Here is a 17,230-nt window from a genome sequence, read left to right as displayed (position 1 = left end):
AGTCTGCCCCAGAGTGAGATTGAATCATGCATACCAAGTGCTATTTAACCAATACCAATATTTGATTAGAACCTGTACGTTTCATTACACGATACCCTTTCCTGGCTTTCGTCGCTATTCCCTCATCATTCGGTTTGCAATAACTACCTGGTTGACAAGTACCGTCATCCCGAACCAGTAGCTTTCCAACAAGACCAACAGCCATCCATTCCTGCTTATCGAGACGTGAACTGCAATTTTTCGACCAGTTTGGATTTATTTTTTTTCTATTAATTTTACGTTCTTCCCGTAAAATGTTTCCCTTATTATCTTTTTCAGGAGGAATGATGACTTCTTCGTAAATTGGCCTGTTCCATTTATCAAGCATATATTTACTGCATTCAGGATCTTGAATATCTGCCAAGACAGCAGGATTAGAACTGGTTATGCCCACTATATAGTCATCCCTGGAGTTAGCTTTTCGGATTTTCTCTGTTTCCCCGTCAAATGCAACAAAGTAACCAACTCCAATCAATTGGCCATTTGATGATTCAAACATTTCAGCAAAGTCACAGGCCACTGGAGCCACAATATTTGCAGATACATCACCTTCAAAACAAGCAGAACCATCATTTAAAATTTTGGCAACAACCCCGCCAAGTGCACCGTTAACGAGATACCAGGAAAAATCCAAATCATCAGGATTCATAGGATCTGGACCTCCACCTTGGCCCATCACATGAACCCCATCAAAACCGTTAGCTGTTGTGTTAAGTCCTTCTGTATGAGCAAAGTTTCCATCTGCAATCGTACCGTTTCCTTCCGCATGGGAGGCTTCTCCACTAGCGGTTGTGCTGTGCCCTTCCGCGTGGGAACGCGACCCGCTGGCAGTTGAACCCTCCCCTTCTGCATGGGAAGCGTTCCCACTAGCGGTTGTGCTTAATCCTTCTGCATGAGAAGCAAATGCACTCGAAGTTGTATCAACGCCTTCTGCATGTGAACCAACGCTTCCACTGGCATCTGTAAAGGCGCCTTCGGCATGAGAGACAGTTCCACTTGCTATCGTCATAAACCCCTCGGCATGAGAAACATCTCCAGTGGCTTGTGTGTCTCTTCCTTCCGCATGAGAGTATGATCCTCCAGCTAGAGTCCCTCCCCCTTGGGCATGAGAGGTGAGTCCGCTGGCGGTTGTGAGATATCCTTCTGCGTGGGAAGCGACTCCACTAGCTGTGGTAGAGGTACCCTCTGCATGTGCGGTGTCAGCTGCCGCTGTCGATTGGGTAAGATAACCTTCTGTGTGGGAAGCACTCCCCCCTGCAGTAGTTGTGTTTCCTTCAGTATGGGAAGCCTCCCCATTTGCGGTCGTTTGATATCCTTCAGCATGAGAAGCTGTTCCGTTGGCGGTTGTATTCAAACCTTCCGCCTCCGAACAATCACCGATTGGATTTTGGTTACATCCATTGGACATATTAATTTCAGTCCTTTCTATGAGATTTATAAAAAACTTGATATGAGTTTTTTCATTATAAGAGCATTGAAATTTTGTCAGGCTTCTCCTAAAAGAATGGAGATAAAGCCTAAAAGGTGAAAATTAAGGTTATTGCTAGTTTGATTGACGGTTAATTTTTGAGAATAAAATGGGATAGACTATCATAGAACCTGTTAAAACTTGAGTTCATGAGGAAAGAATGAAGTATAAATATTGAGGTAGTAAAGTTCGTTTATGAAAGTCTTTTTATAATGATCATCAAAAAATGTGCGCGAAATGTTTCGAATTGAACAAATAGGACGTGCAGATCAAAAAATAAACAAAAGTGATAAATTCATCTAATTGAACACGAATAGTTGAAGTTGCTGAGTTACCATCCATTCCAACTTGTCCGAGCATTACTGGGGGAAATAATAGCATAACTAGCATTCTGAGACGTTCGTCCATCCAGAAATGCCATAGTTCCCTCTTTCTTAACATTTATTTCAATGTATGACCTTCAAGAGTAGAGTGTAACGGCTATTAACATATTAAAAACTTGTTGAGAGAGGAATCTAAAGGTATCTCCTATATTATTTGAATTAATCACATTCAAGTCTACGTTTTTAAACAAACGTGAAACCTATAGGCGGATTTCTGGAAAATCGTTTGTGTTTCCTACTCCTATTATGATTTGAGAATCCTTTAGGTCAAAGGGCTTTTTTTCATAACAAGGTCAATCAACTACTCTTCATGAGACCCCAGATAGTAAAGTAAGTTACTATCTCGGTTGGTTTCGTATTCTAATTATCTTTCTTATCCTTAAAAAGAAAAATAAGGAGGTAAGGTGATGAGACAAAAAGCATGTACTTACGTTTTGGTCTTGTTAATTACGCTCATAGGATTGGAATTAGGAGGCGGCATTTATGAAGAAATTGTGGTTGCTTCAGTCTGGAGTTCATCCCCGACACAATCTTTTGCTTTGCTTCAAGCGGAAAATGGTCTCCCTTTGCACCATTTCTGGATGCCTTTGCATTTGATTTCCCAGGTTGTCATTTTGTTGGCCTTGTTGTTATGTTGGAAGGAACCACATCGCAGGGACCTTATTCTTACAGCAATTCTTGGCTATGTTGTTTTGCGTGTTCCAACATTTCCTTATTTCATTCCAGAATTACAATCGTTTACATAAACTTCTCCTGATGGTTCTTTTTCCCCGGAACTTGCCGACCGGGCAAAATTATGGGTCAATCTTAGTTGGGTAAGGATGGGGATTATCGCAGCAATCTTTGTTATGATGTGGAAAGCGCTTGGTATACCTCGAAAAAAGGAAGAGGAGTAAAAGTTAGTTGTTCAAATATTTAAGAATAGATGTTATCCCCTTTTGTTATAGATTTACTTATCAGGTGGAGTAGATCCTCCACCTGATACCCCGAAGTTTCAGCTTGATGAAATGAAATCACTTAATGTCTTCACTTCGGTTGGTGTAATCAGTTTTTGATCAGAGGTTTACAGAATCACTTGTCAGTGGTTGTTCAAGTTTAGGATTTGATCCATATGTATTGTCGCCTTTTTGGCTATCGAAACATGCTAACACAGTTATGACAAGTCCTCCAATATAAGGGACGATTAAGATTAATTGCAGCCATCCGCTTATTCCTATATCGTGTAATCTGCGTGCTGTAACAGCTAGAGTTGGTATCACAGTAAATAAATAATAGCTTACAATTAAAACTAATCCTACATAAAATAATGTTATATTTAAAAATGATGAGAATGTAATAAGAATTGCAGCGATGATTAAGAAGTTAAAGAGGGCAAACAACCAGTATTCTTTACGTCTTGCTCTTCCTTTGAAATTCGCATAATTTTTTATCACTCCTACATACCATTGCATTTTTAAGTTTCTCCTTTCATTGTTTTCGAATGCCGGATGGAAATTTACGACTTCATTCTGATGCTTTATTAACCTAGCAAATGAAATGCATCACATGTCGTAAGTTTATTATAAAGGAAATAATCCAAATAATCCCTTATTAATGTGTTCTAAATCATATATCTCGTAATCGACCTCTGCAAATAAGTCTATTGATAGATAGAATGTACAGATAGAAACAACTCCTATTACAATTAGAATATAACTTAGAAAATCGGTGAATAAGTAGCAGTACTGGAGGAGATAAATTGAAGCGATTATGTGTGCTACCGTGCGGAGCGAAGAAGATATGGGACGTGGAGCCCGATACTGGCAGCATTCAAGCTGAACATGCGTATTTAAGTCCGTTCCATCGTGCCTGTCAAAGATATGCCAAAACATTTTTTCACGACTGGGTTATCCTTTCCGGAAAACATGGCTTCTTAAAACCGGATGACTGCGTTCCCGAAAATTACGACGTGACGTTTGGGACAAACCAACCGGAAATCATTCGAATGGGCGACCTTAAACAGCAGTATGAAACAAAGCATCTGGATCAATTTGATGAGATTGTTGTCTTGGGAGGCAGAAAGTTTCGCCCGATTATCGATGAAGTCTTTCAAGAGCCGCATAAGGTTCGTTATCCATTATCGAAATATAAAGGGATTGGCTATATGCTAAAGGCGTTGAATGAAGCGGTGGAGAGGGAAGAAGAAATAAATAATTAAAAAACCGCTATATGGCGGTTTTTTAAAGATAATATTTTAATGAGCTCTTCCCGCTTTTATTTCTTCCTCCCATCTTTTAGAGCCGGTACCCGGGACAGGCCCGTTCAAAAGCGGATCATTCGTCTCTTCCATCCATCTTTGAACCTTTTGGCGCAGCTCTATTGCAATTTCTTTATATTTTTCATCGGCAATAAGATTTGATTGTTCTAACGGATCCTGCTCTAGATCGTACAGTTCTTCAAGTTCATTAGGAACATAATATTCTTCACGGACTTCTTGACCGGATAAGCTTTTATGGGCATCCAGCGGCATATAAATTTTCGGCCCGTTCTCGAAATTTTTTACGTATTTGTACCGATCGGTTCGAATACCCCTCATAGGATGATAGCGATCATGCCACGTTAGTTCACAGAAAAACTCGTCACGAATCTTTGCATCGTCTTCACTAAAGACTTTGGCAAAGCTTTTACCGTCCAAGTCTTCAGGGATCGCGATTCCGGCAAGTTCCAAAATGGTCGGCATTAAATCGATATTACACAGAAGATCAGAGTTCGTTTTCCCTTCTTGGATGTATTCAGGATGATAGATAATGAGAGCCGTTTCCAATCCTGCTTCTTTAAATGTTCCTTTTGCTCGTGGAAAAGCAATGCCGTGATCTGTCGTATAAACTACAATAGTGTTATCTTGCAGGCCTGTTTCGTTCAACGTATGGAGGATACGTCCGATCGCCTTGTCCAATACTTTGACGGATCCATTCATTTGTGAAAGATCCTTACGGGTATTTGGAGTATCAGGAAGGTACGGCAAAACGCTGACTTCTGTTGTTTTATCAGCATAAGGCTCATATTCATCAAATTCTCGGTGAGTTTCAAAAAATCCTATATTTAAATAGAAAGGCTGGTTGGAATCAGCTGATTTTTCTTGTAAAAAATCAATCGCCTGATCAGCAACTTTGGGAGCTCTATCCCCTTCCACTTCAATGAAACGATCGTATCCAAGCTTGTAAGTGGAGCTGAACACCCTTTCTTCGATAGGTGCAGATTCTCCGATCGTTTCATGACTTAAGCCGATCAAAGATGTTTCATATCCTGCTTTTTGGAATTCTTTCGGGATAGTTGTAATTTCTCCGTTAATATGAAACCCTAAATGAGCCAAGCCTATTAAACCATTGTTGTGGGGATACCGTCCGGTTAAGATACTGCCTCTGCTGGGACTGCACTGAGGAGCGGGACAAAAATACTGCTCGAACCTTATTCCTTTAAAAGCCAATCTATCAATATGGGGTGTTTGTACATGATGGCCATAACAGCCCAGATATCTACCTGTATCATGAGAAATCATTACAATAATATTTGGTTGAGACATTCTTCATCATCCTCCCTTTCTTATTCCTTACATGATTTCATCTATCTGAGACTTTAAAGTCGATGCTTTAGCGCCAAAAACCGCTTGTACTCCATCGTTTATTTTCAAAACACCAGCTGCTCCAAGTTCTTTTAGGCGTGAATCGTCAACTTTGTTTACGTCTTTCACACCTACCCTTAATCGAGTAATACAAGCATCCAAGTTACTGATATTCTCTTTGCCGCCAAGTGCCGCCAACACTTCGATTGCTTGATCCGCCGTCTTTTTACTTTTTTTCGTTTCTAGATCCTTTTTGGTATAAAGGCGAGTTTCTTCTACATCTGGTTCCCGTCCGGGAGTTTTATAATCGAATGTTCGAATCAAAAATCTAAACACAAAATAGAAAATGAAAAAGTAGATGACTCCTAGAATTAGAATCGTAACCCAATTGTGATTAAGGTTAGGCAGTGCATTAAACAAGATAAAATCAATAAATCCGGAGCCGCCGGCATATCCTGCGTGAATATCCAGGGCATTAGCTAAAGCGAATGCGGTTCCGGTTAAGATCGCATAAACAACATACAAGAAAGGCGCCACGAAGAGGAATGTATACTCTAGTGGTTCAGTAATGCCAGTTAAAAATACAGGAATGGTTGCTGCTATAAGTAAAGCTTTTGTCTTTTTCTTTTTGTCGTTTTTCGCACAATGATACATAGCTAGGGCTGCACCGGGAAGGCCGAACATAACCGGGATAAACTTTCCTCCAATGTAGGCTCCGCCGGTAATGGGGACCGATGGATTTCTTAAGGCATCCATCACTTGTGCAATATAGATGTTTTGGTCCCCGGCAATTTTAGCCCCATCTGCTGTTTGATAGACTCCGCCGATATCAGTAAAAAGAAGAGGAGCATTATAAATGTGATGCAACCCAAAGGGAATGAGCAGCTTTACGCTTCCCCCGTATAAACCTACTGTGAAAGGATTCGTATGATTAGCTACAAATCCTCCCATCAATCCAATTGCTTGTTGAACGGAGGGCCATATGAAATAAAAAATAACAGCAGAAATAATTGCTCCAAATGATGAGATGATAGGAACAAATCTTTCTCCGCCAAAAAGAGAAATGGCTTCAGGAAGCTCAATTTTGTGGAATTTATTATAGAGATAGGCAGTTAAAAAGCCGATGAAAATTCCGCCGAAAACGCCTAATTGGAGGGTTTGTATCCCTAATTCCGTTCCAATCATCTTTTCAGATACTTGCAGTTCATTAATTTTAAGAAGCGTGCTAATAACCGTATGCATAATGAAAAATGAAATAAGTGCTGATAATCCGGCCATCGCCTTATTTGTCCAGCTTGCAGCAATTGCCACAGCAAAAAGGACAGAAAGGTTTGCGAAGACGGCCTGGCCAGAGCTTTGTAAAAGTAATCCAGCGGCTTGGAATCCTTTCGAAGACAAAAACGGAAAGATCTGCTGAATATTAGGATTAATAAGAATACCGCCAATGCCCATTAGTATTGAGACTAACGGAAGGATTAAAACTACAGTCATCATAGCCTTACCGATTCGCTGGACAAAATTAAAAGAAAAATAGATTTTCATAAAATAATGGCTCCTCAGCTTTAAATTTATACAAAAGATTTGTATGATAAAGATCATAAGTTGATTATTCCTATCAGTCAAGTGGGATTTTCAGCAATCTACCAATGTCTGAAAAAGTACTCTCCAAGTAAATGTAATAAAAATGACTATATTTTTTAGAAAAAATGAGAAGGAGCAATAAAAATGAAGAGTGATAAATTACCGTCATGCTGCGTGATTACTAGAGGTGAAATAAAGCATAAATCAGACTTCATACAAGATTCAGACGGGAATGATAATGTTAATAAAGAAGAAATGGTGCTGATTCAAGGCGGCGATTTTTTAATGGGAACAAACGATAAAGAAGGTTTTCCACTAGATGGAGAAGGTCCTGTTCGAAGTGTAGAAGTCGAATCGTTTTATATAGATGTTTGCACTGTAACTAATGGAAATTTCCAGGAATTTATTAACAGTACGGGATATGTAACTGATGCAGAAAGGTATGGATGGTCTTTCGTCTTCTATCAATTTGTTTCTAATGAGGCTGCTCAACGTGCAGATCGGGTGAGTCAGACCCCTTGGTGGTTAAAGATTGATGGGGCATGCTGGAAACATCCAGAAGGGGAAGATTCCAGCATTCATGATCGAATGGATCATCCGGTAGTCCATGTTTCTTGGAACGATACAGCTGCTTATTGTGCGTGGGCAGGAAAACGCCTTCCTACCGAAGCCGAATGGGAATATGCAGCTCGCGGGGGATTGGTTCAAAAAAAATATCCATGGGGAGATGAATTACAGCCAAACGGAGAACATTACTGTAATATTTGGCAGGGTGAGTTTCCAAATATCAATACAAAAGATGATGGTTTCGCAGGAACGGCTCCAGCTAAATCGTTTCCTCCAAATGGATATGGCCTTTATAATCTTTCGGGAAATGTGTGGGAATGGTGCACGGATAATTTCCGCTCAAAATTTCAACCTTTTGGGCAGGAAGAAATGAAAGTCATTCGAGGCGGCTCGTATCTTTGTCACGATTCCTATTGCAATCGATATCGTGTCGCTGCTAGAACCTCTAACACCCCAGACAGCTCTACTGGGCATATGGGGTTTCGTTGTGCAGCTGATTGTTGAAGCAGAAGTTAAAGATAACTAGATTATGGCACAAAATATAACATAATTTTGCATACTCACAATTGACTACTATGATTCCTTAATTATTGAGGAAGTATAGAGATAATTGATGAGTATTTTTTTCGGCATAATAATATATCCCCTTTTTTAGTGGAAAGAAAACACCACGACAGATTATCTGACGCAACACAAAAAAGTTTGTGTGAGACCCACAAAAATTATCAGAATTTTTGTATTTTCGGAATCTTGAGATATTGTCCGCCTCTTTTGTAAAATCAAACTATAGAAAAATATATTTTCGCTTTATAGAAATAGGGAGGTGTCTGATATCGAATTGGTGACAAGAGATTTTTTCTTATTTTTGTCGAAAAACAATGTGATGAATCGAATGGCTAAAAACTGGGGCATTGGATTTGTCAGAGGGAAAATGATTGGCGGAAATAATTTCAATGAGTCTTTAGTATATATAAAGAAACTCAATGACCAAGGAATGACCGCTACAGTTGACCATCTAGGCGAGTTTGTGGGAAGCAGCGAGGTAGCAAGGGAACGGGCAGAAGAAGTCATTCATACCATTGAAACGATTGCCAGAGAAAATGTGAACGCCCAGGTTTCCTTAAAAATGACATCGCTTGGACTTGATATTGATGAAAAGCTTGTACGGGAAAACATGACAAGGATCCTCGAGACGGCAGAAAAGCATCAAATCATGGTGACGATTGATATGGAGGATGAAGCCCGCTGCCAGAAAACCCTAGATATTTTTAAGGAATTCAGGTTACGTTACTCGAACGTCAGCACTGTCATTCAAGCCTATCTCTACAGAAGCGAGAGCGATTTGGATGAGTTGAATCCGCTCCGGCCATTTTTGCGGCTAGTAAAAGGAGCGTATAAGGAATCTCCTAAGGTCGCTTTTCCTGATAAAAGCGATGTTGATCAGAATTATAAAACATTGATCAGGAAACAGCTTCTCAGCGGAAATTATACAGCAATAGCAACACATGATGATCATATGATTGCGTATGCGAAACAGCTAGCCAAAGACAATCAAATTCCCGCGAGCCAATTCGAATTTCAAATGCTTTACGGCATGCGGAACGCAACACAGCAAGCACTGGTGAAGGACGGTTATAACGTAAGAGTGTATGTTCCTTACGGGGACGACTGGTACGGCTACTTTATGCGACGTCTAGCTGAACGGCCGGCGAATATCGCATTTGCTTTTAAAGGAATGACGAAAAAATAGGCAAAGGAGAGACGAAAAAAGATGACAATACCATACAGACATGAGCCATTTACTGATTTTTCAATACAAAGCAACCGCGAGGCCATGGAAGCAGCATTAGAAAAAGTAAGCGGAGAATTAGGAAAGGATTATCCGCTTGTCATTGGCGGGGAGCGCTTCGTGACAGAAGAAAAGATCGTTTCCATTAATCCGGCGAACAAAGAAGAAGTCGTTGGAAGTGTTTCAAAAGCGACGAGAGACCATGCTGAAAAAGCAATTCAGGCTGCGGCGGAAGCTTTTGAAGAATGGAGATATACCGATCCTGTAGAACGCGCGAATATTTTGTTCAGAGCTGCTGCCCATGTGCGCCGCAAAAAATTTGAGTTCACAGCTCTACTCGTTAAAGAAGCCGGGAAGCCTTGGAAAGAAGCGGACGCTGATACGGCAGAGGCGATTGATTTCATGGAATACTATGCGCGCCAAATGATTGAACTTGCAGGTGGAAAACCGATAAACAGCAGGGAAGGAGAAAGCAATTCCTTTGTCTATACTCCTTCTGGCGTTACGGTTTCGATTCCGCCTTGGAACTTCTTATTCGCGATTATGGCCGGTATTACAGTAGCGCCGATCGTGGCAGGAAATACAGTGGTGCTGAAGCCTGCCAGCGCTTCGCCAATCATCGCGGCTAAGTTTGTGGAGGTATTAGAGGAAGCAGGATTGCCGAAGGGTGTTGTGAACTTTGTACCTGGCAGCGGCTCAGAGGTAGGAGATTACCTGGTGGACCATCCGATAACCAGCATCGTTACCTTTACGGGATCAAGAGAGGTCGGGACCCGGATCTTTGAACGCGCGGCAAAGGTTCAGCCGGGACAGACACACCTTAAGCGTGTAATTGCTGAAATGGGCGGAAAGGATACTGTCGTAGTAGACGATGACTGCGATATTGAATTGGCGGCCCAATCCATTTTCACCTCGGCGTTCGGTTTTGCCGGACAAAAATGCTCGGCAGGCTCGCGAGCTGTTGTACATGAAAAGGTGTATGACCAAGTCTTGCAGCGGGTGATTGAAATTACGGAATCACAAATTACCGGAAACCCTGAAAAAGCTGAAACGTATATGGGGCCGGTTATTGATCAAGGCTCTTTTGATAAAATAATGGGGTATATCGAAATCGGCAAGGAAGAAGGACGGTTAGTAAGCGGAGGCAAAGGGGACGATTCCAAAGGGTACTTCATTGAGCCAACCATTTTTGCCGATTTGGATCCGCAAGCTAGAATCATGCAGGAAGAGATTTTCGGTCCCGTAGTAGCCTTCTCAAAAGTCAGCAGCTTTGATGAAGCGATCGAGGTTGCCAATAATACAGAATACGGCTTAACTGGCGCTGTCATCACAAATAATCGCAAGCATATTGAGGTGGCAAAGCAAAAGTTCCACGTAGGGAATCTTTACTTCAACCGCAATTGTACAGGCGCAATTGTCGGCTACCATCCGTTTGGAGGGTTTAAAATGTCCGGTACTGATTCGAAAGCAGGGGGACCTGATTATTTAATCCTTCATATGCTTGCTAAAACGATTAGTGAAACCTATTAATCCAAGTTTTACGGATAGGAAGCCTTAGCTTTCTATCCGTCTTATTAAAATAAGTTCACTTAGTTCAAGGAGGAGAAAAACATCGTAAATGGTCAATTAATTACATCAATTTGTATTTACATGGCAGGTATGCTGCTTATAGGCTACTTTGCTTACAAGCGAACTTCCAATCACTCCGATTACATGCTTGGAGGAAGATCGCTGGGTCCCGCTGTCACCGCGTTAAGTGCAGGAGCGGCAGATATGAGCGGTTGGCTTTTAATGGGACTGCCGGGCTCTATGTTTTCAACAGGTTTAAGTGCTTCGTGGATTGCAATCGGATTAACGACAGGAGCTTATATTAACTGGATTTATACGGCTCCAAGACTTCGTGCCTACACTGAAATTGCTAATAACTCCATAACCATCCCATCATTTTTAGAAAATCGCTTCTCTGACAAAAGCAAACTTCTTCGAATTTTTTCGAGTTTAGTCATCATAGTTTTTTTTACGTTTTATGTATCCTCCGGCATGGTATCCGGTGGAGTATTGTTTAATAGCATATTAGGACTCGATTATCATACAGGACTTTGGATTGTGACTGGCGTTGTCGTTGCCTATACTCTGTTCGGCGGATTCCTGGCAGTGAGTTGGACAGATTTTGTGCAGGGGGTCATTATGGTGGTTGCCCTTGTTCTAGTGCCAATTGTTGTTTTCATGAATACAGGCGGGCCAAGTGCAGCGTTCGCTACAATTCAATCGATTGATCCTAAGCTCCTTGATATTTTTAGAGGGACAAGTGTGCTTGGCATAATTTCGTTGTTGGCTTGGGGCCTTGGTTATTTTGGCCAGCCGCACATCATCGTTCGTTTTATGGCGATATCTTCTGTGAAAGAAGTAAAAAACGCAAGACGGATCGGCATGAGCTGGATGATTTTTTCAGTAGTGGGTGCTTTTTTATCAGGCTTAATTGGAATTGCTTACTATTCTCAAAATGGACTGGAGCTAGAGGATCCCGAAACTATTTTTATCCAGCTTGGTAATATTCTTTTCCATCCGCTTATTACCGGATTTATCATTTCTGCAATTTTAGCGGCGGTAATGAGTACAATCTCTTCTCAGCTGTTAGTAACGGCAAGTTCATTAACAGAGGATCTATATAAGACAGTCGTCCGAAAAGCTCCTTCAGAAAAGACGCTGATTTACCTTGGCAGATTGTCGGTCCTCTTGATTTCAGTGATTGCAATGCTGCTTGCTTGGGAAAAAAACAGCACCATTCTGGATTTGGTCGGGTATGCGTGGGCAGGCTTCGGCGCTGCTTTCGGTCCAGTTATAATATTGAGTCTGTGCTGGAAACGAATGACCGCGTGGGGGGCGCTTTCTGGTATGGTAACCGGTGCACTCACAGTGATCATTTGGGCAAACAAGGGTCTATCAGACGTGCTTTACGAAATCATTCCCGGATTTGCCGTCAGCTTACTTTTTATCTTTATCGTTAGTTTGTTAACATCCAATCCATCTGCTGAAGTCGAGAAGGATTTTGAAACGTATAAAGGTGCTTTATAATTTAGACAAAAGGGGAGATAACTTTTTTATCTCCTTTTTTGTTTGAAAATTTTGTTCCTTTCTTCTATACAATAAATAGAAGGTTTTAGTATGATTAAAGAAAAATCAATGGGGAGCTACTTGGATGAATGAGCTGCTAGAGCGTGTTTACTCAATATTAGATATTGATAAAATAATTGATTTAATCAGCTTTGAGTTAAAAAAACCCGTCATAGTGGAAAGCGCTGACTTCTTTTTGTTAGCTTATAATTCATATTATATTAACCATTATGATTTAGCGAATCAGCAAACGATTTTTTCGAAAAAGTGCCCTTTGCCTATTTTTGAAAAGTTTATGGAATATGGGGTTATTCATAAACTGAAAACGATTGATACGCCGTTTCGTGTGGATCGAATGGAGGAAATCGGGCTGAATCCAAGAGTTGTCGTCAGCGCTAAGCATAAGGATAATATCATGGGATACATATGGATTCAGGAGATTGAAACACCTATGACGGATTCAGAATTGGAATTTTTATATCACACGTCTTTCCAAGTAGGGCAAATCATCCATAGCAATAATAAACAAAAAAGCTCGAAAAAGGGAGAGGAGCTATATAAAAAAGCGATTCTGAATCAATTTGAGTCAGAGCTGAAAATTCGGGAAGAAGCTGTGGAAGCGGGCGTTAAATTACCAGTATCATTTTCAGTGATGGTGCTTCAGGCGCCTGGTGAGTATATTGAAGATGTGAAGAAAGATATCCAGTCCTATCTCAATTTGAAAAACGATTTGAACCGCGTACTCATTGCGCAATCAAGAATCGTATCAATAATAGGAGGATCTGCTTCAGGTCATTCAACCGAATCAACAGCCTTAGATGTCATTGCGGGGATTTTAGACCATATCCCTGCGGATCAACGTTCAGCCATATTTATCGGAATTGGAAATGAATATTCAGATGTGATGTCTTTTCATAGGAGCTATTTAGAAGCGCTTGAAGTTATTAAAGCCGCTGACCTATTAGGAAGCCAAACCAATATTCCATATGAGTTTGAGAAATTGGGAATTTATCGTTATCTCGATTTTATTGCGACAAAAAACAAAGAGCTCAATTACGTAAATAAAGAATTACAGCTATTAAAGGAAAAAGACCGAGATGGCAAAAAGGAGTTTCTTAAAACGCTAGAGGTGTACCTGCTGAATGATTGTAAAATTAAACCTACTTCTGAGCAGCTGTTTATCCACCCGAATACATTGAATTACCGTATGAAAAAAATACTGGAATATACATCCCTGGACGTAAAGGATTTCAAGTCAAAATGCCAGTGGCTTCTTGACTTAATGCTGATGAAAAATGAAAGCGGTAAGTAAGGAATCGGGCAAAGGTGTAAATAATTCTGTGAACGGTGCAATTATTCGTGTGATGGTGCAAAAAATCACGTGAATGGCGTAAATAATCGTGGAACGGTGCAATTAATCTCGCGACCAGTGCAAATAATTGGACAATGGTGCAATAAGTCGCGGGACGGGCAAATAATCCCGAGAATGGTGCGATTATTCGTGTGACGGTGCAAAAAATCACGTGAACGGTGCAATTAATCTCGCGACCGGTGCAAATAATCGGGCAACTGTGCAATTAACCCCGAGAACGGCGCAATTAATCCAGTAAAAGTGCAATTCTCCACGAGAACCGTCCAATTAAACTCGGTCACCGTGCAATTAACCAAGGTTTCTTTACGATTTTCTAATGTTATCTACGACAATAAAACCAGGGAGGACGACTCCCTGGTTCATCAGCTAAAAATGAAACCCATTCGTATATTGCTGGACGGCTTCTTTGCTAAAAAAGTAGATCGCAGCTACCGTTAAAATAGCCAGAATCGCATGTTCAGCCTTACTGCCTGTTTTTGTTGTGACCGGAAAACGAATGGTGAGTTTAAAAGGATAGAATAGTTTAATTCCTGATCGAGTGGCAGCATCCAACAGCAAATGGCTGATCATCCCCGCAAGAATCCCCAATCGAATTGGATCATTTGAGACGTAATGTGATAAAAATACCGCAGCAATCAGCAAAAATAATAAGCTGTGCGTAAACGTGCGGTGTCCGAAGATCGCGCTTATGATCTTAGAAAGCAACGGGAGACGGCTGCCGATCTTGCTTCCGCTATGGCATATATCAGGCAATAATCCTCCTGCCGCCCCGGCAACCGCTGTAAGTATTGGATCGTAGTGTGTCATTGCAGATAAAGCTGCACCAGCAGCAATACCGCCCGTGATGTGTGTTTTTCCTGTCAACCCGTTCATCCTCTCTTTTCTAGAAACTTTTATTATTACACCATTTTTATTACAGTTCAATCAGAAAATGAGGAGGGAGAAAATGCTACAATTTCGTTCGGGTTGATGTAACCGTTCATCGTGATACAGCTATAAAATTTCGCAGAGATTCTTATATTGTAAGTTTCGGTGATGATTCTTATTTTGGAGAGGATGAAGACTATGTAAAGTGGCTCCAGCTAAAAACGAAACAATTTCCTGAAGGATTCGTAATGGTCGAAGAGAACGGTGAATCTATCGGGCTGCTAGAAATGCAAGTTCGCGAATACAACGGATATCAAATAGGCTACGTCAATCTATTTTATTTGGTTCCTAAAAAAAGAGGACATGGTGCGGGGCGATATCTTTATGAGTACGCGATTAAATTTTTTAAGAAAGAAAGAGTAAAAGAATATCATTTAACTGTATCACCGACGAACAAACAAGCGATGAGATTCTATAAAAAAATCGGGATGAAGGAAATCGGTACAGAAAAAGACGGCAGGGTCATCCGGATGAAAGGAAAGATTGGGTAATCGAAAAAAGGGCTGGCTATGTTCTTGCGATGATTTCTCCATTTCGAATAGAATACAGGTCAGATGTACCTGTCTTACTTCTTTCCAACCCTTTCATCCAGTGGTATGTTTTAATAGTGAGGTGTTGGTTCGTGTACAGAGTATTAATTGTGGAAGATGATAAAAAAATTACAGAAATTTTAAAAAATCACTTAAGTAAGTATGGATACGAAGCAGAAGCTGTCATACGGTTTGACGAGATAATAAAGAAATTTGAAGAGTATGCTCCGCATCTTGTACTGCTCGATATTAATCTGCCATTCTATGATGGATTTTATTGGTGCCGAAGGATTCGAACGATTTCAAATGTGCCTATTTTGTTTATTTCTGCCCGTACCGATGATTTAAACCAAGTCATGGCAATTGAACATGGCGGGGATGATTATATCGCGAAGCCGTTTCACTTAGATGTCGTGTTAGCGAAAATTAAGAGCTCTATTCGCCGGGCATATGGCGAGTATGCGTTTCGGCAAGAGGAGAAAGAGCAACTAGACGTGAACGGATTAATTATTGATTTAAATAAAATGCAAGTCCTTTGGAAAGACGAACTGCTTTCCCTTTCTCATAAAGAATTTCTGCTGCTGATGAAGTTTGTCAAAGAAAAGCATCGGGCAATATCCAGAGATGAGCTTCTTGAGGAGATATGGGACGAGCAAACATTTGTGGATGATAACACGTTGACCGTCAATGTTAACAGACTGCGAAAAAAACTGGACGAGCTTGGATTATCACAGTCTATTGAAACTGTACGAGGCTACGGCTATCGTTTCTCTGTTCATTGGGGAGGAGAGTAGAATATGTTGTTTTCTTATCTTCGAGATAGAAGCATGATTCTGCTAGGGCTTGTTTTTTCGTATGTAGTAATGGCAGCAACGGCAATTTTAATATTCATAGAACAGGAGCTTTCTATTCCGTACGGAGCTCTTTTTTATGTGTTTTTGTTAGGTGTCTTTTTTTTAGCAGTCGGAACTGCTATTGATTATGTGAGACAGAGAAGCTTTCGCATCCAATTAAAAAAACAGCTGGAGAGCGATTCAGATCCGCTCCAATCCGGTTATGCCCTTGCTTCTGCAGAACCCTGTACAAAGGAACAGGAATGGTGGGTGGATTTGATCTTGGCGATGAATCAGAAGTATGAAGAGTCGCTGCAGCAGATGACAGACAAAGAAAAGCAGCAGCAAACTTTTACAAATCAATGGATTCATCAGATGAAAACTCCCGTCTCTGTCATATCCCTGCTTATCCAGGAAGGGAAACAGCACCCAGGGCCTGACTTTATGTATCAGCTGTTGAATGACATCGAAGAGGAAAATGAAACGTTCAGCTCAGGGCTGGATAGAATGCTGCAACTGTCAAGACTTGAGGCATTCTCCACCGATATGAAATCGGAGAAAGTGGACCTGAAGAGTTTTTTGACAGAAATCATTAATCGGGAAAAAAGGCAATTTATTAAAAGAAGAATCTTTCCGAAGCTGAACATACCAGATACGCTTATCGTATTTAGCGATAAAAAGTGGCTCGATGTTGTCATCACTCAAATATTGCAAAACGCTTTAAAGTACTCCGTACAAGGAGAGGGAAAGGAGATATGGATCACGGGGAAGGAAGAGCGGCCAAACACAATAAGTCTATCAATTACCGATTTCGGACAAGGCATCCCCGATTACGACCTGCCGAGAATATTTGATCCATTTTATACAGGAAGCAACGGAAGAACACAAAAGGAAGCAACAGGGATGGGACTTTATATTGCAAAAATGGTCTGCGATCAGCTTGGTCACCACTTAACCGCTCAATCTGAAGAGAAGCGCTTTACGTCATTAACGATCGAGTTTACAAGCCTTACATTACATAGGTGA

At 40.9% G+C, this 17,230-nt stretch carries 15 protein-coding genes; 10 read left to right on the top strand and 5 right to left on the bottom strand.

The window, feature by feature from the left end:
- Positions 1-40: 40 nt before the first annotated feature.
- Positions 41-1,393, bottom strand: a complete 1,353-nt coding sequence (locus AM592_RS16010) for a peptidase G2 autoproteolytic cleavage domain-containing protein (RefSeq protein ID WP_053604734.1) — start codon at positions 1,391-1,393, stop codon at positions 41-43.
- Between the two features lie 904 nt (positions 1,394-2,297).
- On the opposite strand from AM592_RS16010, the gene AM592_RS16005 reads away from it, so the two are divergent.
- Positions 2,298-2,636 (top strand): hypothetical protein, encoded by a 339-nt coding sequence (locus AM592_RS16005; RefSeq protein WP_053604733.1) that lies wholly within the window; start codon positions 2,298-2,300, stop codon positions 2,634-2,636.
- 309 nt (positions 2,637-2,945) lie between these two features.
- Here the strand turns inward: AM592_RS16005 and AM592_RS16000 are convergent, their stop codons facing one another.
- A complete protein-coding gene (locus AM592_RS16000) occupies positions 2,946-3,341 on the bottom strand; it encodes a DUF805 domain-containing protein (RefSeq protein WP_053604732.1) in 396 nt (131 codons plus the stop codon).
- A gap of 287 nt (positions 3,342-3,628) precedes the next feature.
- On the opposite strand from AM592_RS16000, the gene AM592_RS15995 reads away from it, so the two are divergent.
- Positions 3,629-4,087 carry a DUF6884 domain-containing protein gene (locus AM592_RS15995; protein WP_053604731.1) on the top strand — a complete coding sequence of 153 codons (459 nt, stop codon included), beginning with the start codon at positions 3,629-3,631 and terminating at the stop codon, positions 4,085-4,087.
- Between the two features lie 36 nt (positions 4,088-4,123).
- On the opposite strand, the gene AM592_RS15990 is transcribed toward AM592_RS15995, so the two are convergent.
- On the bottom strand, positions 4,124-5,452 hold the full coding sequence (locus AM592_RS15990) for a sulfatase family protein (protein ID WP_053604730.1): 1,329 nt from the start codon (positions 5,450-5,452) through the stop codon (positions 4,124-4,126).
- 27 nt (positions 5,453-5,479) lie between these two features.
- Positions 5,480-7,033, bottom strand: coding sequence for a PTS transporter subunit EIIC (locus tag AM592_RS15985; RefSeq protein ID WP_053604729.1), 1,554 nt, complete (start codon positions 7,031-7,033; stop codon positions 5,480-5,482).
- 183 nt (positions 7,034-7,216) lie between these two features.
- Here AM592_RS15985 and AM592_RS15980 point away from each other — a divergent pair, with 183 nt between their 5' ends.
- From AM592_RS15980 to AM592_RS15960, 5 genes are all read left to right on the top strand, one after another.
- Positions 7,217-8,143 (top strand): formylglycine-generating enzyme family protein, encoded by a 927-nt coding sequence (locus tag AM592_RS15980; protein ID WP_053604728.1) that lies wholly within the window; start codon positions 7,217-7,219, stop codon positions 8,141-8,143.
- Positions 8,144-8,471: 328 nt separating this feature from the next.
- Entirely contained in the window at positions 8,472-9,389 is a 918-nt protein-coding gene (locus AM592_RS15975; RefSeq protein ID WP_053606138.1) for a proline dehydrogenase family protein, read from the top strand.
- A 21-nt stretch (positions 9,390-9,410) separates the two neighbouring features.
- Entirely contained in the window at positions 9,411-10,958 is a 1,548-nt protein-coding gene (pruA, locus tag AM592_RS15970) for an L-glutamate gamma-semialdehyde dehydrogenase (RefSeq protein WP_053604727.1), read from the top strand.
- Positions 10,959-11,066: 108 nt separating this feature from the next.
- A complete protein-coding gene (gene putP, locus AM592_RS15965; protein WP_264080193.1) occupies positions 11,067-12,503 on the top strand; it encodes a sodium/proline symporter PutP in 1,437 nt (478 codons plus the stop codon).
- 124 nt (positions 12,504-12,627) lie between these two features.
- A complete protein-coding gene (locus AM592_RS15960; protein ID WP_053604725.1) occupies positions 12,628-13,854 on the top strand; it encodes a PucR family transcriptional regulator in 1,227 nt (408 codons plus the stop codon).
- A gap of 426 nt (positions 13,855-14,280) precedes the next feature.
- Here AM592_RS15960 and AM592_RS15955 read toward each other — a convergent pair whose 3' ends face one another.
- Positions 14,281-14,778, bottom strand: a complete 498-nt coding sequence (locus AM592_RS15955; RefSeq protein ID WP_053604724.1) for a metal-dependent hydrolase — start codon at positions 14,776-14,778, stop codon at positions 14,281-14,283.
- 131 nt (positions 14,779-14,909) lie between these two features.
- Here AM592_RS15955 and AM592_RS15950 point away from each other — a divergent pair, with 131 nt between their 5' ends.
- The 3 genes from AM592_RS15950 to AM592_RS15940 all read left to right on the top strand — a co-directional run bounded on the left by AM592_RS15950 (position 14,910) and on the right by AM592_RS15940 (position 17,230).
- On the top strand, positions 14,910-15,332 hold the full coding sequence (locus AM592_RS15950) for a GNAT family N-acetyltransferase (RefSeq protein WP_053604723.1): 423 nt from the start codon (positions 14,910-14,912) through the stop codon (positions 15,330-15,332).
- Between the two features lie 131 nt (positions 15,333-15,463).
- On the top strand, positions 15,464-16,165 hold the full coding sequence (locus AM592_RS15945; protein WP_053604722.1) for a response regulator transcription factor: 702 nt from the start codon (positions 15,464-15,466) through the stop codon (positions 16,163-16,165).
- Between the two features lie 3 nt (positions 16,166-16,168).
- Positions 16,169-17,230 (top strand): sensor histidine kinase, encoded by a 1,062-nt coding sequence (locus AM592_RS15940; RefSeq protein ID WP_082364087.1) that lies wholly within the window; start codon positions 16,169-16,171, stop codon positions 17,228-17,230.

It is taken from the genome of Bacillus gobiensis, from assembly GCF_001278705.1.
GTDB classification, from domain to species: domain Bacteria; phylum Bacillota; class Bacilli; order Bacillales; family Bacillaceae; genus Bacillus; species Bacillus gobiensis.
The sequence above is the reverse complement of the archived record's forward strand: the minus strand, read 5'-3'. Positions and strand labels throughout refer to the sequence as shown.